Below are 19,257 nucleotides of genomic sequence, written 5' to 3' on the forward strand. Positions count from 1 at the left end.
TGATTGTTTGAAAAGCGCCCAAGGCAGGGCATCGAGCGTTTGAAATCTCAAACGAATGCTAAGCGGCTGCTGGGGTGTTGGACAATAGGCTGTTCGAAAAAAAGAACGAATGGTTGAACACCCTGTCTGGAAATGCCGCTTTAGGGTAGACGATCAAGGGTAAGGAAATGTGAAGGACGAAGGGTCGCCGAGGCATCGTTGTTGCCTGGAAGATCGAGCGCCGCCCACGCGGCGCATCGCAGGCAAGCCTGCTCCTACAGGCGTGCGCCAAGGGGCCGCGCGCGCAGGTAACATGAACACTGGCCCGAAACAGATGTAGGAGCAGGCTTGCCTGCGATGCGCCGCGCGGGCGGCGCTCGATTGACGCGCAAACACAAAATTTATGTCAGGCGACCAAAATCAAAACGCCTTGGCCAGGTCGATTACCAGGGCCCTGTAGCCAACAGACCCCGGCTGCCGGCTATGCACCTTGAGCTCCACCAGCACCTCCTGGGTCCCCCGCCGCACCTCATTGAGCACGGTGGTAGTAAGCTTTTCCGGTGTGAGGAAATTCACCGAAGCGGAATAAATGAACTGGGTATCGGTTTCCGCCCGATAAGCCACCACCGAGGTCACCGGGCTGTACCACTCGTCGCCGCGCTCCTTGCCGTACGCCCACAACTGCTCGACGGTGCCCTTGGCCTCATCGACCTTGTACTCCACCGCCCGGCTGTAGTTGCCGCTGAGCTTGGTCGGGGCAAAGTCGCGCCCCCAGCCGTTATCGAACACGGTCAGCGTGCCTTTGCCGGTCAGCCAGGCGGTGTGCTGGGTCCATGACCAGTCGAAGCCTTCGCTGGCCACCGGCTTGAGCACTTTGTCCTGCAGGTGCTGCGGCCAGCCCTGGGGCGAGGCGAGAATCCATTTCACCTGTTTGTCACGGCCAATCTTCACCACGCCCTGATGGCGCGCTGAAACGATAATGCTGTCGTCATCGGCATCGTAGTCGATGGCGTTGACGTGGGCCCAGTTGCGCCCGGTGCCCACGCCCGGCGTGTCGCCGAACGGCAGGTCGCCCTCGGCCAGTTCGTTGGCCAGCCGGTCATCCTGCTTGGTCACGCCCTCGGGCAGCTGGATCGCCGCCTTGCCCAAGGTTTCCAGCAGGTCGCCACGGTAAGGGTCGAGGATCTGGTTCAGGTCCCAGAAGTCCAGCACGTCCCCAGCCTCGCTGACCTCGATGATGTGGTCGCGTATCGAGCGCACGCGCTTGCCGTCCGGGCGGCGGTAGTCGCTGGTGCCGACCCGCAGCAGGTAGGTGCCGTTGGCCGTTTCGCGGATTTCATGGGAGAAGTCGGCGAACTTGTCCGGCAGGCTGCGCTGCCAGATGCGCCGGCCCAGCAAGTCGTACTTGGAATAGGTCTGGCCCTGGCCCCAGATCAGCTTGCCGTCGCGGGTCTGCTGGAAGCCCATGGTGCCGCCCAGGCCGTCGCGGCGGTTGGAATCGTGGATCTGCTCGATGTCCAAGTACCAGCGCACGTCGCCGTTGCTGTCGGCAATCCAATTGGTGCCCACCTGGTCCCACTCGGCGGCGCCGCCCAGGGCATTCCACTTGAAGGCGCGGCCACCGGGAATGTCGCCTTGCAGGTGGTTGAACAGGTACAGGCGCTGCTCGAAGCCTGGCGCCACCTTGACCGGCTCCACCTGTGGCAGTGCAGCGGTTTGCCGGGCCACCACCGGCAGGCGCACGGCTGGCGCGTAGATCTGGTACTGCTCGCGCACCCGCTCGCCATCGAGCTTGTAGGTCACTTCCACCTGGTTGACGTGGTCCGGGTACAGGCCGAACACCGGGATGCCGCCGTAGGTCCACAGCGAGCGGTCGGACACTTCATAAACAATGTCTACCCCGCGCTCGCCCTTGCCGCGCACGCGCACATGGGCGGAGCTGAGGCTGCGCCCGCCGTCGCGGATGATCGCGGTCAGCGGCGCCAGGCGATACGGGTTGACCACCACGTCGCCGAGCAGCGCTTCATCGCGCGCTGGCACCTTGGCCGTCAGGCAGGCGCCTTCGGGCAGTGCGGGGGTTTCGGTCTTGGCATTCATGGCAAAGCTCCTTTTTACTCAGAAGTCGTAACGGGCGGTGGCGCCCACGGTGCGCGGGGTGCCGAGCACGCCGGCATAACCGCCGTTGGCGGAATTCCACAGGCTGGTGAAATAGGTTTTGTCGCCGGCGTTCTTCACCCACAGCGACAGGTCGACCACGCCGTCACCCTGGTCCAGGCGCACACCAGCAGAAAGGTTGATCAGCGCGTAGCTGGGAATTTGGCCGTAGTCGGAGTCGTCGATGGTGCCCACCGCCTTCGAGCGGAAGGCGTAGCTGGCGGTCACGTAGGGCTCGACGTGCTGGGTGGCCTGCCACTTGTATTCACCATTGAGGTTGGCGATGTACTTGGAGGCGCCGACCACCGAGTGCCCGGACAAGTCGCAGGTGGCGGCGGCGTTGGCCAGGCTGACTTCCGCCGGGCATGGCGCGTCGTCGTACTTGAGGTAGCGCACGTCATTCCACGAACCGTTGAAGTTCAGGGTCAGGCCACGAATCGGCAGCGCCGTGGCTTCGAACTCAAGGCCGCGCGAGCGCACGCTGCCGGCGTTGGCCAGGTACTGCACACGGTTGACCTGGTCGTAGACGTTGGCCTGGTAGCCATGCACTTCGGCCCAGAACAGGTTGGTGTTCAACTGCAGGCGGTTATCGAACAGCGTGCTCTTGAGGCCCACTTCAGCGTTGTTGACCCGCTCGGTGCCAACCAGCAGCGAGTCGGTGCCCAGCCGAGGCGCAGCACCCACGGTGAGGTTCACGCCGCCAGACTTCTCGCCGTGGGTGAGGGTTGCGTAGCCCAGCAACTGGTCGTTGAAGCGGTAGCTCACGCCCAACAGGCCAGAGGGGCTGAAGCTGTACTGGTTGAGGTCGCCCGAGTCGTAGGCCCCTACCCTGGCCTGGCGCGCCGTGGCGGCGGCACCGGTTACCGCTGCGCCACCTGTGGGTGCATCACGGGTGACCCAGGCGCTTTTCTCTTCATAGGTGCCACGAATGCCAGCGGTGAAGTCCAGGCGGTCGGTGGCGTGCCAGGTGCCCTGGGCGAACAGCGCGTAGCTGTTGGTATCGATATGGCCGTTGCCGAGGGTATCGACATTGGCCAGGGCGCCGGCCGGGGTGATGTTCCAGATGTCGGCCTGGGAGCCGTAATAGGTGAACGACTTGTTGTCCAGGTCCTGCTTGAAGTAGTACGCGCCCAGCACGTAGTCGAACGCACCGCCGGTGGGCGAGGCCAGGCGCAGTTCCTGGGAATACTGCTTGTCACGCACCGACACCCCGGCGCTGTAGAACACCGGCACGTTGAGGCCATCGTCGTTGCGCGGGGTGAAGTCCCACCAGCGGTAGGCGGTGATCGACGTCAGGGTGAAGTCGTTGGGCAGGGTCCAGTTGGCCTCCACCGAGGTGCCGCCCTGGAACACCGTCACCTGCTGGTCGGCGTCGAAGTTGACCTTGCGGTCCTTGCCCGACACCAGCGTGGCGCCGGCCTGGGCTGCCAGGCTTTCATAGCGGTTGACGCCATTGATGGTGGGCCCTGTGCTGTACAGGCTGAGGATGCCGTTGTTGGAGTCTTCCTCGTTGTATTCACCGATCCAGCGCAGGTTGAAGGTATCGCTCGGCTGGAACAGCAGCTGGGTGCGAAACCCCTGGCGCTTGCCGCCGTTGAGGTCGTCGCCGTTGTGGATGTTCTTCACATAGCCGTCGTCTTCGCTGCGGTAGGCACTGATGCGCCCGGCCAGGGTTTCGCTGATCGGCCCGGAGAAACTGCCCTGGGTCTGCAGGTAGCCATCTTCGCCAATCGACTGCTGGATGCTGCCTTCGCGCTGGAAGGTGGGTTTGCGTGTGGTGATGTTCAGCACGCCAGCGGTGGTGTTCTTGCCGAACAGCGTGCCCTGCGGGCCGCGCAGCACTTCCAGCTGCTCGACATCGAGCAGGTCGAACACCGCCATGCCGGGGCGGCCGAGGTAAACGTTGTCCAGGTAGATGCCAACGCTGCCTTCCAGGCCATCGCTGGCCGGGTTGTTGCCCAGGCCGCGAATCGAAATGCTCGACTGGCGCGCATGCACATAGGCCACGTTGGTGCTGGGCACCAGCTGTTGCAGGTCCTGCACACGGTAGATGCGTTGGGTTTCCAGGGCTTGGCTGCCAAGCACGCTGATGGGGGTGGGCACGCTCTGCGCGGTTTCTTCGCGGCGGCGGGCGTTGACCGTGACGGTGCCAAGCTTGGCTTCCTGCTCCACGGCCGGGCTGGCAGCGACGGGCTCTTCGGCAAAGCTGCTATTGGCGGCCGCCAGCAATACGCCAGCGGCCAGGGGTTGCAGGGGGAAACGCGACGCGCGCGCAGGCCAACGGGAAAGTCCGAACATGCAGATGCTCCTTGAGGCATGGGCCCTGGGCGAGCATTTCCGTTGGCGGAACCGAATCGCGGTCAGTTGGGCTTATATTCTTTTAAGAGATATAAATATTTGCATTTCATATTTTGTGGAATAAGTAACACCCTTTATAAGGGGGCTAACCCTGTTCATCAATTGCATTCCACCGAAAGTTTCCATGTAGAAAATGCATATCGATCTCCGCCAGCTCCGCCACTTCATCGCCCTTGTCGAGCACCGCAGTTTCGTCGCGGCGGCGGCCGCGGTGAACCTGTCGCAATCGGCCTTTAGCCGCAGCATCCAGACCCTGGAGCACAACGTCGGCTGCCGCCTGGTGGACCGCGCCAGCAAGGAGCTTTCGCCCACCCGCCAGGGCTTGCTGGTGCTGGAGCATTCGCGCCGGCTGGTGCATGGCGCGCATAACCTGGTGAACGAGATTCACCAGTTCAACGGCGCCACCACTGGCGTGGTGCGCTTCGGCTCCGGCCCGGCACCGGCTGGCGGCCTGGTGCCGCGGGCGGTGGCGCGCTTCGTGGCGGAATTTCCGGCGGCGCGCACCTGTTTCCAGGTGGATAACTGGCAGGCGCTGAACCGCAAGCTGATCGCCGAGGAAATCGAGTTCTTCGTCGCCGACACCCGCCAGTTCGAATCCGACCCGGACTACCGGGTGCACAAGCTGGCGCCGCAACGCTGGCATTTCTGCTGCCGCGCCGGGCACCCGTTGACCGAGCTGGCCGAGGTGCGCGCACGGGATGTGTTCGACTACCCACTGGCGACCACCATGCGCCCGCCGAACATCCGCAAGATTCTCAGCGACCTTAGCGGCCGGCAGGACTTTCTGCCGACGGTGGAGTGCGAGCATGGGTATGCGCTGCTGAACGTGGTGATGCATTCGGACACCATCGGCATTGCCTGCAATGCGAACTTGCGGCCTTACCAGATGGAGCGGGGGCTGGTGGCATTGAAGCTGGTGGACCTGCTGCCGGAACAGGAAGAAGCGTTCTATACCCGCTATGGGGTGGTGAGCCGGGTGGGGTATGGTTTGTCGCCGCTGGCGCAGGGGTTGGTCAGGCAGTTGATTGCCTGTGATACCGACGTTTGAGCGCCTTCGGCGCATCGCGAGCTGCGCTCGCTCCTACCAGTCCTGCGCAACCCGGTAGGAGCGAGCACAGCTCGCGATGCACCGAAGGTGCCCCCATATCACCCCTTGCGAGTGGTGCGGCTCAACTGCCCATCGACACCCACCGGGACTTCACCGGCCAAGGTCACGCGCCGCACGATCCGCGGCTGGGTGCCGTAGTCATCCACCGCGTAATGCTGGGTCGCCCGGTTATCCCAAATCGCCACGTCACCCGCCTGCCAGCGCCAGCGCACAGTGTTCTCCAGGCGTGTCACATGCCCTTGCAGCACCGCGAACAGGTGCTGCGAATCGGCCAGCGAATACCCCTTGATGCGCTTGACGAAATGCCCCAGTTGCAGCGCACGCTCACCACTGACCGGGTGCACCCGCACCACCGGGTGCTCGGTTTCGTACACGGTCGAGGTAAACACCTTGCGGTAACGCTCAAGCTTCGCCGGGTCCACGTCGGGCTTGAGGCTCGCGTAGTCGTACTCGTTGCTGTGCACCGCCCACAGCTTGTCGGCCAGCTCACGCAGCGGCTCGGGCAGCTCCTGGTAGGCCGCCGCCGTGTTGGCCCACACGGTATCGCCACCGGATGCCGGGGCCACCACGCTGCGCAGGATCGACGCCTTGGGGTAGGCATCGACGAAGGTCACGTCGGTGTGCCAGGAGTTGGCCCGCTGGCCTTCGGCGCCGTCCAGCTGCAACAGGTAACTGGTGCCGTCCACCACCGGCACGGTGGGGTGCGCGACCGGCTCGCCCAGCAGCTTGGCAAAGCCCTCCTGGCTCTGGTCGTCCAGGTGCACCTGGTTGCGGAAGAAAATCACCTTGTGCTGCACCAGGGCGGCCTGGATGGCCTCGACGGTGGCGGCATCAAGGTCGGCAGACAGCTTCACCCCACGGATTTCGGCGCCGATACGGCCGGCAACCGGGTGGATGTCGAGTTCGAGAGTACGTGGCGCGGTGGCCAGTGCGGCATTGCTCATGGTCGTGGTCCTTACGGTGAGGGTCGGGGGTTCAGCGGGCGGCCTGCACGGCCTGTTCCTGTTTCAGCGCGGCATCGAGAAAGCGCGGCTCGATCCAGTCGGCAACCTGGAAGCTGCGACGAATCAGGCGTTCGCGGGCGGCCAGGTCGACGCCTTGTTGCAACTGGGCGACGAAGTCGGCGTCCAGGCGCGGGTCGAAGTAGTGGGCCAGGTCTTCGTTGGCCAGGTCGTCACTGAGAATGCTGCGGGGCCAGCTGGCGTTGCTTGCCACCAGGTCCACGTAGGCATCGCGGTTGTGTTCGTCGCGCAGCCAGGCGGTGGCCTGCTCCTGGGCATTGACCAGGCGCTGCACCAGCTCGGGGTACTTGCGAATGAAGTCGCCGGTGCCCAGCAGTACCGCCTGGGTGCTGCCGGCGCCCTGCAAGTCGCGGGAATTCACTGGCAGCTCGACCAGCCCGCGCTCACGCAGCGACAGCAGGTTGGAAAGGCCCCAGGTGGCGTCGATCTGCTTGGCCGCCAAGGCCGCGTTGGCGGCGTTGAAGTCCAGGTTGATTACTTTCAGGTCGCGCTCGGACAGGCCCTGGCTGGCCAGGGCACTGGCGAACGACAGCTGGTTGGCGGTGCCGCGGAACACCGCCACGCGCTTGCCCTTGAGGTCGTGCAGGGTCTTGATGCCAGAGCCCGGCACCACGCCGAGGTAGCTTTTCACCCCACGCACGCCTGCTGACAGCACGCGGGTATCCAGGCCATTGGCCTTGCCGACGATGGCGGCCAGGTCACCCAGGTAGGCGAAGTCGGCCTGGCCGTTGGCCAGCGCTTCGTTGACCACCGGGCCTGCGCCCTTGAAGAAATGCCAGTCGATGCGGATGCCGTCCTTGGCAAATTCCTTCTCCAGCAACTGTTGGTCGCGCAGCACGTCGACCACGCCAGCGGCGCTGGGCTTGCTGCCGGCACTGAGGTCGGGCACGGCAATGCGAATGCTCTGCGGCTTGGCCGGCTCGGCGGCGTGGGCACCGAGGGTGAAGGCCAGCCCAAGGGCGGTGATCAGGTGGCGCAGCGGGGTTTTCATGGCAAGGCTCCTTGGCAGGCTGCCACCGGCGATGGCCGGCGCTTTGGCCAGAAGCTAGGCAGTAATGGTTAGAAGCTACAAAGATCAAAACCTCATTTTTTAGTAACTGGAAGGCATAAATCAGTCGGTATGCGGCTTGCCGGGGGGCTTGCGGGGAACGCATGGAAAATATGAGGAAAACGCAATGCGAAGGGGCTTCCGTATGCAGGGGCTGCATGCTCTTATCTCTTGAATGCCACTTGGTGGATTTTTTAATTCCATAAGTGAATAACATTGGAATGGTTTGAGGGGTGGCCGGTGAATGGAGTTCTGAGCAGCAATCGCGGGGGGCCGCTACGCGGCCCATTCGCGGCGCAAGGCCGCTCCTACAAAGGGGGCGTCGCATTGCTGGGGCGGGTATTGCCTTGGCTGGTACCGGTGGGGGTGGCGCTGCTGTGGGTTGTGGCGAGCCGGCTGCACTGGATGAGCGAGCAGATCCTGCCGGCGCCTTCGCTGGTGTGGCAAAGCGCACTGGAGTTTGGCTCTGGTGAGCTGTGGGGGCACCTGTGGATAAGCTTGCAGCGGCTGTTCTGGGGGCTGCTGGCAGGGGTGGCCAGCGGCTTGCTGCTGGGCACCTGGCTGGGCAGCTCGCGCAACGCGCAAACGCTGGTATTGCCCACCTTCGTGGCCCTGGCGCAGATCCCAACCCTGGCCTGGATTCCGCTGTTCATGCTGTTCTTCGGCATTGGTGAACTGCTCAAGCTGGTGGTGCTGGTGAAAGCGGTGGTCGTGCCGGTTACCCTGCATACCCTGGTGGGGGTGCGGGACGCCCAGCCGAAACTGCGCGAAGCCGCCGCCGCGCTGCGCCTGCCCCGCCACCTGCTGTTCCTGCGCCTGCTGCTGCCGGCCGCCCTGCCCGCTTTCCTCACCGGCGTGCGCCTGGCCCTGGCCACCGGCTGGACGTCACTGCTGGCCGTGGAACTGCTGGCTTCCAGCGAGGGCATCGGCTACCTGATGGTATGGGGCCGGCAACTGTTCATGCTCGACCTGGTGCTGCTGTGCATCCTGGTGATCGGCCTGGTGGGCGCGCTGCTCGAACGTGGTTTCTCAGCCGTGGAAAAACGCCTGCTGTACTGGCCGCAACCGGCCACCGGCGAACAGCAGCGCGGGCCCCTGCCACGCAGCTGGCAAAGCCTGTTGCTGCCAGCGACGCTGGTGGCGCTGTGGCAGGCGAGCAACAGCTTTGGCTGGGTCGACCCGAATATCCTCAGCTCGCCGCTGGACGTATTGCGCACCCTGTTCAGCGGCCTGGCTGATGGCTCGCTGCCCCAAGCCATGCTGCTGAGCCTGCAACGCACCCTGGCCGGCCTGGCCCTGGGCGGCGGCGCCGGCTTGCTGGCCGGGCTGCTGCTGGGCCTTTCGCACAAGGCCGAGCGCCTGTTCGGGCCGAGCCTGTCGGCCCTGCGCCAGGTTGCCCTGTTCGCCTGGGTGCCGTTGCTTACCGCCTGGTTCGGCCTGGGCGAAGGCGCCAAGCACGTGTTCGTCGCTTTGGCGGCGTTCTTCCCGCTGCTGATCGCCACCCAGCGCGGCATTGCCGGCCTGTCGCCGCAACTGGCCGAAGCGGCCCGCACCCTGCGCCTGAACCTCTGGCAACGCCTGCGCCTGCTGGTGCTGCCGGGCGCAGCGCCAGCGATATTCGCCGGCCTGCGCCTGTCGCTGATCTATGCCTGGCTGGGCACCATCGGCGCCGAATACTTCATGCCCTCGGACGGCGGCATCGCCAGCCTGATGATCGGCGCCCAGCAGCTGTTTCGCATGGACCAGGTGATGGCCGCCATGCTCCTGATCGGCCTGGTCGGGGCCCTGCTCGGCACCGTGGGCCAACGCCTCGAATCGCGCGCCACGCGCTGGAGAACCGCATGAATGCCTTCAATACCTCGCACCTGCTCGCCGCCAACCAGGCCGACACCACCCCTGCGCTGGTGACCTTCGAAGGGGTCGGCAAGGTGTTTAGCGTCGATGGCCAGCCGCTGGAGGCCATCCGCAACTTCAACCTGTCGATCAACGAAGGCGAGTTCATCGCCATCGTCGGCGCCTCGGGGTGTGGCAAGTCCACCCTGCTGCGCCTGCTGGTGGGGCTGGACACCGACTACAGCGGCAGCATCCGTGTCGACGGCCAGGCGGTCAGTGGCATTGGCGGTGAACGCGGCATCGTGTTCCAGGAGCACCGGCTGTTTCCCTGGCTGACGGTGGAGCAGAACATTGCCCTGGGCCTGGTCAATGAACACCTGACCCAGGGCGAACGCGCCCGCCGCGTGCATGAGTTCGTGCAACTGGTGGGGCTGGTGGGGTTCGAGTCGGCCTACCCGCACCAACTGTCTGGCGGCATGGCCCAGCGTGTGGCGATTGCCCGTGGGCTGGTGGCCAGCCCCCGCATTCTGTTGCTCGACGAACCCTTCGGCGCGCTGGATGCGCTAACCCGCCAGCAACTGCAGGACGAGCTGCTGGCCATTCGCGAGCGGGCGGGCATTACCACGTTGCTGGTGACCCACGATGCCGAGGAGGCGACGTACCTGGCAGACCGGGTGGTGGTGCTGGAGCCGCGCCCCGGGCGGATCAAGTCGGTGGTGGAAATCGACCTGCCGCACCCGCGCCTGCGTACCGGGGTAGCCTTGCATGGGCTGCGCGAGAAGGTGCTGCATCAGATTACCGGCGATGGCGGTTACCTGCCGCCACCGGCACGGCGGGTCGAGGGCTTGAGGCCAGAGTTGATTGCCCTGTAGGAGCGGGCTTGCCCCGCGCAGGCGGCGGTATCGGCTGGCATGGAAAAACAGCCACATATCAAGGCGATGGACGCCACCAACTGAGATCGGTATGATGCCACCGCGTTGCACTCGTAGCTCAGCTGGATAGAGTACTGCCCTCCGAAGGCAGGGGTCGTGGGTTCGAATCCCGCCGAGTGCGCCATACCTCCAAAGCCCGCCTTGTGCGGGCTTTGTCGTTTTGGTCATTTGTGCGACATGTCGCGTTCGGCACCCTCCCGTGCCAGGGCCAATGGTGTTAGCGTGAACCCTTCATTTGCCTGCGAAGGAACGCGCCACGCCATGCCATTGCACAAACTCACCGCCGCCACGCTTCTGCTGGCCAGCATCGGCCTGTTCACCCAGCCCGCCCAGGCCAACCTCACGCAACAGCAGTCGGCGGCCATCGTCAAAGCGTTCGACGGCAGCGACCCGGCCGACTTCAAGCAGTTTCTCGGCAAGCTCAAAGCCAGCGAGCAAGCCAAGGCCGGCAACCTCGGCGCCACCCTGGACGCCTACCTCGCCGGCAAGGCGCTGAGCCCCGAGCAGCAGAACGAGGTCTACCGCCTGCTGGGCCTGTACACCCGCATCAAGTACGCCAAGGCCGCCACCGACAACCTGCGCGAGCTGGTAGCCATTCCGACCTTCGCCGTCGACGGCGTGCCGCAGCACGAAAACCCCGAATTCCTCAAGATCGCCGGCAAGATCAAGGCCCTGGCCGACAGCTTTGGCCTGGCATTTCGCAACATCGACAACCGCGTGTACGAGATCTCGCTCGGTGAAGGCAAGGAAGTGGTCGGCATCCATGCCCACGCCGACGTGGTGCCGGTGAACCCCGCCAACTGGAAACTGGCCGATGGCACCCAACTCGACCCGTTCAAGGTCACCCTGGTGGGCGACCGCATGTACGGCCGCGGAACCGAAGACGACAAGAACGGCATCATCGTGGCGCTGTATGCACTGAAAGTGGCCAAGGACGAAAACCTGCCGCTGGCCCGGCAGTTCAAGCTGCTGATCGACACCACCGAGGAAACCAGCGGCGACGCCATCCCGTATTACTTCGAACGCAACCCTACCCCCGACTACAACCTCGCCCTGGACGGCGGCTACCCGGTGGTGATCGCCGAAAAAGGCTACGGCACGGTGATGGCCAGCTTCAGCAAGCGCCCGGCCAGCGGCAAAGGCGCTGAAATCGTCAACCTCACGGGCGGGCTTGCCACCAACCAGATCCCCACCACCTCGGTGGCGACCTTGCTGGCCGACGACCCAGCGGCATTGGCCAAGCGCCTGGAAGCGGCCGGCGCCGACTACGTCAAGCGCAACGGCAACGACTTCCGCATCGACGCCAAGGTGCAGGGCAAGCAGGTACTGCTGACCGTAACCGGCATATCGGCCCACTCTTCCGAGCCGCAGTCGGGCGTCAACCCGGTGGCGCGCATGCTCGGTTTCCTCGACGGCCTGGGCCCGCAGGTGCCGCTCAAGCGCAACCAGTTCACCGATGCCGCCCGCTATGCCAGCGCAAACTGGGGGCTGGATTACTTGGGCAAGCAGCTGGGCATCGGTTTCCAAGACAGCTTCATGGGCCCGTTGACCACCTCGCTGACGTTCGTGGGCGTGGATGACAAAGGCCTGAAACTGGCGGTCAACCTGCGCATTCCCAAGGGCAAGCCGCTCGCCACGCTCAAGGACCAGCTGGCCGAAAAACTCGGCAACTGGGCCCGCCAGAGCCACACGTCGGTAGCGTTCGACTACAGCCTGGACGAACCGATGTACCGCAACCCCGAGGGCGAGTGGGTCAAGGCCCTGCTCGACGTGGCGAGCGAGAACCTGGGCATGAAGCACGAATTCGGCACATCGGCCGGCGCCACCTCGGTGCATGACCTGCCCAACGGCGTGCAGTTCGGCCTGGCCATGCCGGACGTGAAATACACCGGGCACAACGACAACGAGTTCAAGACCGTGGAGCAGTTCATGCTCGACTTGCAGGTGGTGAGCGAGATGGTGGCGCGGATTGGGCAGATGCCCAAGCTTTGATCGACACACGATCCTGTAGGAGCGGGCTTGCCCCGCGAAGCAAACGACGCGGGGCATGGCACCGGCTGCGCCGGTGTTCGCGGGACAAGCCCGCTCCTACAGAACGTCCATGACGTTTTTCAATCGACTCGATGCCGTTTCCTGCATTGCCGTGCAGGCCTGCGTGCCGGATGCTTTATTTACGTTAAGCGTTCGTCTTTTCCACCCGCAGAGGCTCGTATGAAGACCGTCGAACAAATCCTCAAGACCAAGTCCCAGCACCAGACCGTGTACACCATCGGCCCGGATGACTCGGTGCTCGACGCCCTGAAAGTGCTGGCGGAAAAAAACGTGGGTGCGTTGCCGGTGGTCCAGGGCAACCAGGTGGTGGGCATCGTCAGTGAGCGCGACTATGCGCGCAAGCTGGTACTCAAGGGCCGCTCTTCGGCGGCAACGCCGGTGCGCGAGATCATGAGCGCGCCGGTGGTGACGGTGGAGCCGAAGCAGAAGCTCGATTTCTGCATGAACCTGATGACCGACCGCCACCTGCGCCACCTGCCGGTGGTCGACAACGGCCAGCTGCTCGGCCTGCTGTCGATCGGCGACCTGGTCAAGGAAACCATCGCCGAACAGGCCAGCCTGATCCAGCAGATGGAGCAGTACATTCGCGGCGAATGACCGCGCCTCAGTGGTAGGCGCGCTCCAGCTCGTCCAGCTGATGGTCGAAGCTGCGCAGGCGCGCCGACCAGGTGTACACCAGCACTTCCAGGTCACGGTTGAGCACGGCGGTGTTGCCCTGGCCGCTGCTCGACGGCTCGCACAGGTCCAACTGATAACGCTCGCGGGCCATTGCCGTGGCCACGCTGGAGAGGTCGCGGGCGTTGGCCAGCCAGTGGTGATGGTGGTCGTGGATTTCCCGGTCCAGTGCCCGGCACTGGTGCTTGAGCGCATCCAGGCTTTGCTCCAGCGGGGTGCCCTTGAGTTCGCCCATCACTTCTTCGAAGGTACGCCCGGAGTGCCAGTAGCTGCCCCAGAAGTAGCGGTCGAACACCGTCTCGACGCGGCGCAGCGCAACCTTGGTGTTCCAGATGGTGAGCAACGTTCGCCCCTGGATCACCTCGCGCTTGTTCAGGTGCAACTGCTGCCAGGCGATCCAGGTCAGCCCCAGCAACGCGACCGCCGCGGTCACCGCGGCAGCGGCGTAGAGGAACTGCACCGCCTGGTTCATCTGCTGGGTGTGGCGGATGCCGTAGAAGTAACCGGCCGTCAGGGTGCCCAGGACTGTCACGGAGCACCAGAAACCTGGTGCGTAGGGATCTTTCATCACGCTATCCCCTTATTGTTTTCCTGAGCATAGCAACGGCCAATCACTCGTCAGGTGCCGCTGGGCACTTTATTTTCGGGGGCGGCGCAAGGCCTCGTTGAGTTGATCGAAAGGCACCGCCCAATCGGCATCTTCAATGATGCTGTCCTTGAGAAAGGCGCGCTGGGGCTCGCTCCAGAACGGCGCATCCACCAGCTTGATCTCATTCTTGAGCGGCGAGTGGCTGGCAATGAACTGGTCGATGCTCACGGCATCGTCGGGCAAGCCCAGTTGCTTGAACAGTTCGGCAAAGGGATGGATCGGCGCTTCCATGTTTCCTCCTGTGTGCCGGGCAGGCCATCGACGATGCCCGCCCGGCGTTGGTTGGAGCACATCAGCACAGCTCGCGCACTTCGGCGTGCGGCACCAGCTTGAGATATTGCTCCATGCTCATGTGAATCAGGTGATCGTGGTCACCTGCCTCCAGGTAGACATCGCCCTGGCGGGTAAGACTCGAATCGAGCAGCATCCTGATCTGGTAGGCATCACCCATTGCCGGAATGGCCCCACGCTCGCAATCGCCGAACAGCATCGGCAAGGCGCTTTCGCGGGTGAGCTGCCAGGCGCCGGACATGCGCACCTTGCTCATGTCCATGTGGCGGTTGGCCGGTAGCACGGCCATCAGGTAATTGCCGTGACGGTCGTCGAGCATGACCGACTTGGCAACCCGCTCGGCAGGTACACCGGCCGTGCGCGCCGACTCAAGGCTGGTGGCCGAGTGTGGATGGGGAATGATGTCGTAATCGCAGTTGGCCTGGTCCAGGCGCCGCTGCAGGGTTTTGGCCATACGCATGTTGCACCTCCGCTATTGCCCCCCAACACCCTATTTTAGGCCTTGGGCGGCTGGGCATGGCCAAACTTCGATGGCAGGGCCTCTTGAGGTGACGACAGGTGAACTGGGGGAACGGGGTTTGGGCCTTCGCCGGGCAAGTGTGCTTGCACCTGCCCAGCGAACGGCCTGGCGGCAGGCTGTCAGATCGGCGCCCGGCGCAGGGTGGCAAGGAAGGTGGCGGCGCCGATGAACAGCCCGGCGAATGTGCGGTTCAGGCGTTTCTGCTGCTTGGGCGTGCGCAGCAGGCGCAGCACCCGCGACGCAAGGCCGGTATAGCCCGCCATCACCACCATGTCGACGCTGATCATGGTCACGGTAATGGCAATGTACTGCGGCAGCAGGGGTGCGTGCGGGTTGAGGAACTGCGGCAGCACCGCGAGCATGAACACCAGCGCCTTAGGGTTGCTGACGTTGACCAGGAAGCCACGGAACACCAGGCTCAGCGGCTTGCCGATCGGGCGCACGCCAGACTCGTCGGCCATTTCCATCGGCAGCGCACGCCATTGCTTGTAGGCCAGGTAAACGAGATAAGCGACGCCAAACCACTTGATGACCTGGAAGGCGGTGGCGGACGCCGCCAGAATGGCGCCGACGCCGGCAGCAATAATGGCGATCTGCACGATCAGGCCTAGTTGCAGGCCCAGGGCATTCCAATAGCCACGCCAGAAACCGTACTGCAGCCCGCTGGACATCGAGGCAATCGCCCCGGCACCCGGCGACAGGCTGATTACCCAGCACGCGGCAAAGAAGCCCAACCACACTTCCATCGACATCACACACCTCGCTCAACAATTGTTGCAAAACGTTAAGCTAAAGGGTTGGCGAAAAAATAACCAGCGAATTTTTCCAGTACCGCCCTCTTCGCGGGGCAAGCCCGCTCCTACAGGGTTTGCGGCGCGGCTGCTGGCACTGTTCCCTGCGCGACAGCGCAGCCCGTGGGGGCTGGGTGATCTCCTACAGGGTTTGCGCCGGCCTGGTAGGAGCGAGCGCAGCTCGCGATGGGGCGCGCAGCGGCCCCGGGTTTTCAGCCTCGCGGCACATGATGCCGGGGCTGCTTTGCAGCCTATCGCGAGCTGCGCTCGCTCCTACCACGTTCAGCGTCGGCGGGTGTGAACCATCAAAGGCTCAGGACAACGCCTCAAGCTCAGCCTGCATGCTTTCCAGCGTTTCCAGGGCTTCCATCCAGCCCTCCTCCAGCTCCGCTTCGCGCTGCTTGAGCTTGGTCTGGCGCGCCAGCAGGTCACGCAACTCATCCTTGCGCGCCGCCTCGTAGACGCCACTGTCACCCAGCGCTGCCTCCACTTCGGCCAGTTGCGCATGCACCTGGTTGAGCTCGGCTTCGAGCTTATCCGCCGCCTTCTTGTGCGGCGCCAGTTGCTGGCGCAAGGCCGCGGCCGCCTGGCGCTGGGCCTTCTTGTCGGTCTTGTCCGGGTTGGCCGGGGCGCTGCTGGCAGGCGCGCTGCGCTGGCGGTACTCGACCAGCCAGCGGCTGTAGTCGTCGAGGTCGCCATCGAAGGTTTCGACCTTGCCGTCAGCCACCAGCAGGAAATCGTCAGTGGTGCTCTTGAGCAGGTGACGGTCGTGGGAAACCACCACCACAGCCCCGGCGAACTCCTGCAGGGCCATGGTCAGCGCCAGGCGCATTTCCAGGTCCAGGTGGTTGGTCGGTTCGTCGAGCAGCAGCAGGTTCGGCCGTTCCCAGGCAATCAAGGCCAGGGCCAGGCGAGCCTTTTCACCGCCGGAGAAATTCACCACCGGCTCGTCGACACGGTCGCCGTGGAAGTCGAAACCGCCAAGGAAATCGCGCAGGGTCTGCTCGCGCTCGGCCGGGGCAATGCGCTGCAGGTGCAGCAGCGGGCTGGCCTTGTCGTCCAGCGAATCGAGCTGGTGCTGGGCGAAGTAGCCCACGGCCAGGTTCTCGCCGCGTACCAGGCGGCCCGACAGCGGCTCCAGCTCACCGGCCAGGTTCTTGATCAGGGTCGACTTGCCGGCGCCGTTAGGGCCCAGCAGGCCAATGCGCGCACCGGGCACCAGCTGCAGCTTGACCTTGTCGAGGATGGCCTTGTCGCCATAGCCCAGGCGCCCTTCGGACAGGCTGAGCAACGGGCTGGAGATCTTCTGCGACTCGCGGAAGACGAAGTCGAACGGCGAATCCACGTGCGCCGCCGACAACTCTTCCATGCGTTCCAGGGCCTTGATCCGGCTCTGCGCCTGGCGGGCCTTGGTGGCCTGGGCCTTGAAGCGGGCGATGTACTTTTCCATGTGCGCGCGCTGCGCCTGCTGCTTCTCGTAGGCCTGCTGCTGCTGGGCCAGGCGTTCGGCACGGGTGCGCTCGAAGGCGGTGTAGCCGCCCTTGTACAGGTTGAGTTTGCGCTGCTCCACATGCAGCACGTGGTCGACCACGGCGTCGAGGAAGTCGCGGTCGTGGGAGATCAGCAACAGCGTGCCCGGGTAACCCTTGAGCCAGTCCTCCAGCCACAGGATCGCATCGAGGTCCAGGTGGTTGGTGGGTTCGTCGAGCAGCAGCAAATCAGACGGGCACATCAGCGCCTGGGCCAGGTTCAGGCGCATGCGCCAGCCGCCGGAGAAGTCGCCGACACGGCGGTCCATCTGCTCGTTGGTGAAGCCCAGGCCGGCCAGCAGCTTGCGCGCGCGGGCATCGGCGGTATAGCCGTCGGCGACTTCCAGCTCACTGTGCAGGCGGGCCAGGGCAGTGCCGTCGTGGGCCTGCTCGGCCACGGCGAGTTCGGCCTGGACCTTGCGCAGGCGGGCGTCGCCGTCGAGCACATAGTCCACTGCCAGGCGGTCGAGGGTGTCGACCTCCTGGCGCATGTGGGCGATGCGCCAGTCACCGGGCAGCTGGCAGTCGCCGGCATCGGGCGACAGCTCACCGCGCAGCAAGGCGAACAGGCTGGATTTTCCGGCGCCGTTGGCGCCGATCAGGCCGGCCTTGTGACCGGCGTGCAGGGTCATCTCGGCGCCTTCTAGCAAGCGCTGCGGACCACGCTGTAAAGTGAGGTTGGATAGTCTGATCATAGTGGTCGCGGAGTCTACCAGCTTCCTCGGCCCTCAGCGTGAGTGGAATCATGCACACCGACCTGTGGAATCACGCCCTGGCCTTGTATGCCCGCCCCGGCGTTGAAACGGCCTGCCTGCAGTTGCAAGCCCTGGGTGGCGATGTTTGCCTGCTGCTTTGCGCCACCTGGCTGCAGCGGCGTGCAGTCGCCTACAGCCGCGACCGCGCCCAGGCGCTGCAGGCACTGGCCGAAAGCTGGCAGAAGGAAGTGGTCATGCCGCTGCGTACGCTGCGCCAGCAATGGCGGGACGCCGCACAGCAGGATGCCCAGTTGGCCGTGCTACGCGAGCAATTGAAGGGCCTGGAATTGCAGGCGGAAAAAACCTTGCTGCAACGGCTGGAGGCCTGTGCACAGCCATGGCCCAGCGGGGCGCACGGGCTGGAGGAAGATTGGCTGACCCGGCTGGCGCCGGACCAGGCCCGTGGCCACGACGCGCTGGAGCAATTGCGCGTCGCGGCCGCAGCGCGTCAGGATGCCGAAGACGGCGCCTGAGCTGGGCTGCTGGCGGGTGCCGAGGCTGCCGCAGGGGTGCTGGCAGAGGTGGTTGCAGCTGGCGTGGCCGGCTTGGACTCGGCCGGTTTGGCTGCTGGTTTGGCTGCTGCTGGTTTGGCTGGCGCCTTGGCTGCAGGCTTGGCAGCCGCTGGCTTCGCAGGGGCCTTGGCGGCAGCAGGTTTAGCCGCTGGCTTGGCGGCAGCGGGCTTGGCAGCGCTGGCTTTGGCCGGAGCCTTGGCAGCGGCTGGTTTGGCAGCGGCGGCGGGCTTGGCTGCAGCCGGTTTGGCGGCGGCGGCGCGAGCCGGGGCCTTGGTAGCGGCTGGCTTGGCAGCAGCAGCGCGAGCCGGGGCCTTGGCGGCGGCTGGCTTGGCAGCAGCAGCGCGAGCCGGGGCTTTGGCGGCAGCTGGCTTGGCAGCAGCAGCGCGAGCCGGGGCCTTGGCGACAGCTGGCTTGGCAGCAGCGGCGCGAGCCGGGGCCTTGGCGGCAGCTGGCTTGGCAGCAGCGGCGCGAGCCGGGGCCTTGGCGGCAGTGCTGCGGGCAGACGCTTTGGCAGTTGCCGGTTTGGCAGCCTTGGCAGCGACTGCGCGCTGGTCCAACGCCTTGCCTGCAGCCTCGCGCACCTTGCCTACACCCTGGGCCAGTTTCAGGCTTTCCTGGGCATCACGCTTGAGTTGCTGGATATAGGTGCGGGTTTGCGTCTGGCGCTCTTTGAGCGAATCGAGCAAGCCCTCAAGTTCGCCAATGGCTTTTTGTGCCTTGCCTTGAGCCTTGGCTTTACCGGCCTTGGCCACGTCCTGCAACTTCAAACGACCGTTGTGCAGTTTTTCCTGGGCCTTGACCCGTTGCTTTTCCAACTTGGCCAGCAATTTTTCCGCATCAGCCAGCGCTTGCGAGCAGGCGTCTTCCAAGTGTTCGAGCAGGCTGCCCGAAAGTTGCTGGAGCAGGTGTAACGGCGTACTTACTGGCTTCTTTTTGGCCGACATGGTTTACCTCCTGGCTGACGAGATTGCGGCTAATACTATGCTTCTGCTGCTACCGCCGCTAGGGCATGTGACAGTTACGTTGGCGCCGCGTTGCATGCCTGGGCA

Annotated in this window: 16 protein-coding genes and 1 tRNA gene; 7 read left to right on the forward strand and 10 right to left on the reverse strand. The window is 64.6% G+C overall.

The annotated features are described in order from the left end of the window. Positions 1 to 399: 399 nt before the first annotated feature. Positions 400 to 2,076, reverse strand: a complete 1,677-nt coding sequence (locus F3J45_RS12975; protein WP_167062823.1) for an aryl-sulfate sulfotransferase — start codon at positions 2,074 to 2,076, stop codon at positions 400 to 402. An 18-nt stretch (positions 2,077 to 2,094) separates the two neighbouring features. Continuing rightward, the gene (locus tag F3J45_RS12980) at positions 2,095 to 4,431 is read right to left on the reverse strand and encodes a TonB-dependent receptor (protein ID WP_167062826.1); all 2,337 of its coding nucleotides are present in this window, start codon (positions 4,429 to 4,431) and stop codon (positions 2,095 to 2,097) included. A gap of 193 nt (positions 4,432 to 4,624) precedes the next feature. Between F3J45_RS12980 and F3J45_RS12985 the strand changes: the two genes are divergently transcribed. Then, positions 4,625 to 5,539, forward strand: coding sequence for a LysR family transcriptional regulator (locus F3J45_RS12985; protein ID WP_167062829.1), 915 nt, complete (start codon positions 4,625 to 4,627; stop codon positions 5,537 to 5,539). A 98-nt stretch (positions 5,540 to 5,637) separates the two neighbouring features. Here F3J45_RS12985 and F3J45_RS12990 read toward each other — a convergent pair whose 3' ends face one another. Then, positions 5,638 to 6,543, reverse strand: coding sequence for a TauD/TfdA family dioxygenase (locus F3J45_RS12990; protein ID WP_167062832.1), 906 nt, complete (start codon positions 6,541 to 6,543; stop codon positions 5,638 to 5,640). A gap of 31 nt (positions 6,544 to 6,574) precedes the next feature. After that, on the reverse strand, positions 6,575 to 7,612 hold the full coding sequence (locus F3J45_RS12995; RefSeq protein WP_167062835.1) for an ABC transporter substrate-binding protein: 1,038 nt from the start codon (positions 7,610 to 7,612) through the stop codon (positions 6,575 to 6,577). A 399-nt stretch (positions 7,613 to 8,011) separates the two neighbouring features. On the opposite strand from F3J45_RS12995, the gene F3J45_RS13000 reads away from it, so the two are divergent. From F3J45_RS13000 to F3J45_RS13020, 5 genes are all read left to right on the forward strand, one after another. Continuing rightward, the gene (locus tag F3J45_RS13000) at positions 8,012 to 9,514 is read left to right on the forward strand and encodes an ABC transporter permease (protein ID WP_205300498.1); all 1,503 of its coding nucleotides are present in this window, start codon (positions 8,012 to 8,014) and stop codon (positions 9,512 to 9,514) included. Further along, positions 9,511 to 10,374: an ABC transporter ATP-binding protein gene (locus F3J45_RS13005; RefSeq protein ID WP_167062838.1), complete on the forward strand. Its 864-nt coding sequence runs from the start codon at positions 9,511 to 9,513 to the stop codon at positions 10,372 to 10,374. Before F3J45_RS13000 ends, F3J45_RS13005 begins: the two co-directional genes overlap by 4 nt. Before the next feature lie 107 nt (positions 10,375 to 10,481). Beyond that, positions 10,482 to 10,558: transfer RNA gene (locus F3J45_RS13010), tRNA-Arg, on the forward strand. A gap of 137 nt (positions 10,559 to 10,695) precedes the next feature. After that, positions 10,696 to 12,426, forward strand: a complete 1,731-nt coding sequence (locus F3J45_RS13015; protein ID WP_167062841.1) for a dipeptidase — start codon at positions 10,696 to 10,698, stop codon at positions 12,424 to 12,426. 219 nt (positions 12,427 to 12,645) lie between these two features. Next, a complete protein-coding gene (locus F3J45_RS13020; protein ID WP_167062844.1) occupies positions 12,646 to 13,083 on the forward strand; it encodes a CBS domain-containing protein in 438 nt (145 codons plus the stop codon). A 7-nt stretch (positions 13,084 to 13,090) separates the two neighbouring features. On the opposite strand, the gene F3J45_RS13025 is transcribed toward F3J45_RS13020, so the two are convergent. From F3J45_RS13025 to F3J45_RS13045, 5 genes are all read right to left on the reverse strand, one after another. After that, the gene (locus F3J45_RS13025) at positions 13,091 to 13,729 is read right to left on the reverse strand and encodes an NADH:ubiquinone oxidoreductase subunit N (RefSeq protein WP_167062847.1); all 639 of its coding nucleotides are present in this window, start codon (positions 13,727 to 13,729) and stop codon (positions 13,091 to 13,093) included. A 69-nt stretch (positions 13,730 to 13,798) separates the two neighbouring features. Beyond that, positions 13,799 to 14,041 (reverse strand): DUF2789 domain-containing protein, encoded by a 243-nt coding sequence (locus F3J45_RS13030; RefSeq protein WP_167062850.1) that lies wholly within the window; start codon positions 14,039 to 14,041, stop codon positions 13,799 to 13,801. Between the two features lie 61 nt (positions 14,042 to 14,102). Next, positions 14,103 to 14,561: an aminoacyl-tRNA deacylase gene (locus tag F3J45_RS13035; protein ID WP_167062853.1), complete on the reverse strand. Its 459-nt coding sequence runs from the start codon at positions 14,559 to 14,561 to the stop codon at positions 14,103 to 14,105. Between the two features lie 179 nt (positions 14,562 to 14,740). After that, positions 14,741 to 15,373, reverse strand: a complete 633-nt coding sequence (locus F3J45_RS13040) for a LysE family transporter (RefSeq protein WP_167062856.1) — start codon at positions 15,371 to 15,373, stop codon at positions 14,741 to 14,743. Between the two features lie 352 nt (positions 15,374 to 15,725). Then, positions 15,726 to 17,636 carry an ATP-binding cassette domain-containing protein gene (locus tag F3J45_RS13045; protein WP_167062858.1) on the reverse strand — a complete coding sequence of 637 codons (1,911 nt, stop codon included), beginning with the start codon at positions 17,634 to 17,636 and terminating at the stop codon, positions 15,726 to 15,728. A 50-nt stretch (positions 17,637 to 17,686) separates the two neighbouring features. Here F3J45_RS13045 and F3J45_RS13050 point away from each other — a divergent pair, with 50 nt between their 5' ends. Further along, positions 17,687 to 18,169, forward strand: coding sequence for a TIGR02444 family protein (locus F3J45_RS13050; RefSeq protein ID WP_167062860.1), 483 nt, complete (start codon positions 17,687 to 17,689; stop codon positions 18,167 to 18,169). Here the strand turns inward: F3J45_RS13050 and F3J45_RS13055 are convergent. Further along, positions 18,145 to 19,152: an AlgP family protein gene (locus F3J45_RS13055; RefSeq protein WP_167062863.1), complete on the reverse strand. Its 1,008-nt coding sequence runs from the start codon at positions 19,150 to 19,152 to the stop codon at positions 18,145 to 18,147. The two genes, F3J45_RS13050 and F3J45_RS13055, sit on opposite strands and share 25 nt — an antisense overlap. Between the last annotated feature and the right edge of the window lie 105 nt (positions 19,153 to 19,257).

This window comes from Pantoea sp. Ap-967 (genome assembly GCF_011752565.1).
Classification (GTDB): Bacteria; Pseudomonadota; Gammaproteobacteria; order Pseudomonadales; family Pseudomonadaceae; genus Aquipseudomonas.

Coding starts and splice junctions, on each gene's coding strand:
- F3J45_RS12975 (WP_167062823.1), bottom strand. CDS start 2,076: ATGAATGCCAAGACCGAAACCCCCGCACTGCCCGAAGGCGCCTGCCTG.
- F3J45_RS12980 (WP_167062826.1), bottom strand. CDS start 4,431: ATGTTCGGACTTTCCCGTTGGCCTGCGCGCGCGTCGCGTTTCCCCCTG.
- F3J45_RS12985 (WP_167062829.1), top strand. CDS start 4,625: ATGCATATCGATCTCCGCCAGCTCCGCCACTTCATCGCCCTTGTCGAG.
- F3J45_RS12990 (WP_167062832.1), bottom strand. CDS start 6,543: ATGAGCAATGCCGCACTGGCCACCGCGCCACGTACTCTCGAACTCGAC.
- F3J45_RS12995 (WP_167062835.1), bottom strand. CDS start 7,612: ATGAAAACCCCGCTGCGCCACCTGATCACCGCCCTTGGGCTGGCCTTC.
- F3J45_RS13005 (WP_167062838.1), top strand. CDS start 9,511: ATGAATGCCTTCAATACCTCGCACCTGCTCGCCGCCAACCAGGCCGAC.
- F3J45_RS13015 (WP_167062841.1), top strand. CDS start 10,696: ATGCCATTGCACAAACTCACCGCCGCCACGCTTCTGCTGGCCAGCATC.
- F3J45_RS13020 (WP_167062844.1), top strand. CDS start 12,646: ATGAAGACCGTCGAACAAATCCTCAAGACCAAGTCCCAGCACCAGACC.
- F3J45_RS13025 (WP_167062847.1), bottom strand. CDS start 13,729: ATGAAAGATCCCTACGCACCAGGTTTCTGGTGCTCCGTGACAGTCCTG.
- F3J45_RS13030 (WP_167062850.1), bottom strand. CDS start 14,041: ATGGAAGCGCCGATCCATCCCTTTGCCGAACTGTTCAAGCAACTGGGC.
- F3J45_RS13035 (WP_167062853.1), bottom strand. CDS start 14,561: ATGCGTATGGCCAAAACCCTGCAGCGGCGCCTGGACCAGGCCAACTGC.
- F3J45_RS13040 (WP_167062856.1), bottom strand. CDS start 15,373: ATGTCGATGGAAGTGTGGTTGGGCTTCTTTGCCGCGTGCTGGGTAATC.
- F3J45_RS13045 (WP_167062858.1), bottom strand. CDS start 17,636: ATGATCAGACTATCCAACCTCACTTTACAGCGTGGTCCGCAGCGCTTG.
- F3J45_RS13050 (WP_167062860.1), top strand. CDS start 17,687: ATGCACACCGACCTGTGGAATCACGCCCTGGCCTTGTATGCCCGCCCC.
- F3J45_RS13055 (WP_167062863.1), bottom strand. CDS start 19,152: ATGTCGGCCAAAAAGAAGCCAGTAAGTACGCCGTTACACCTGCTCCAG.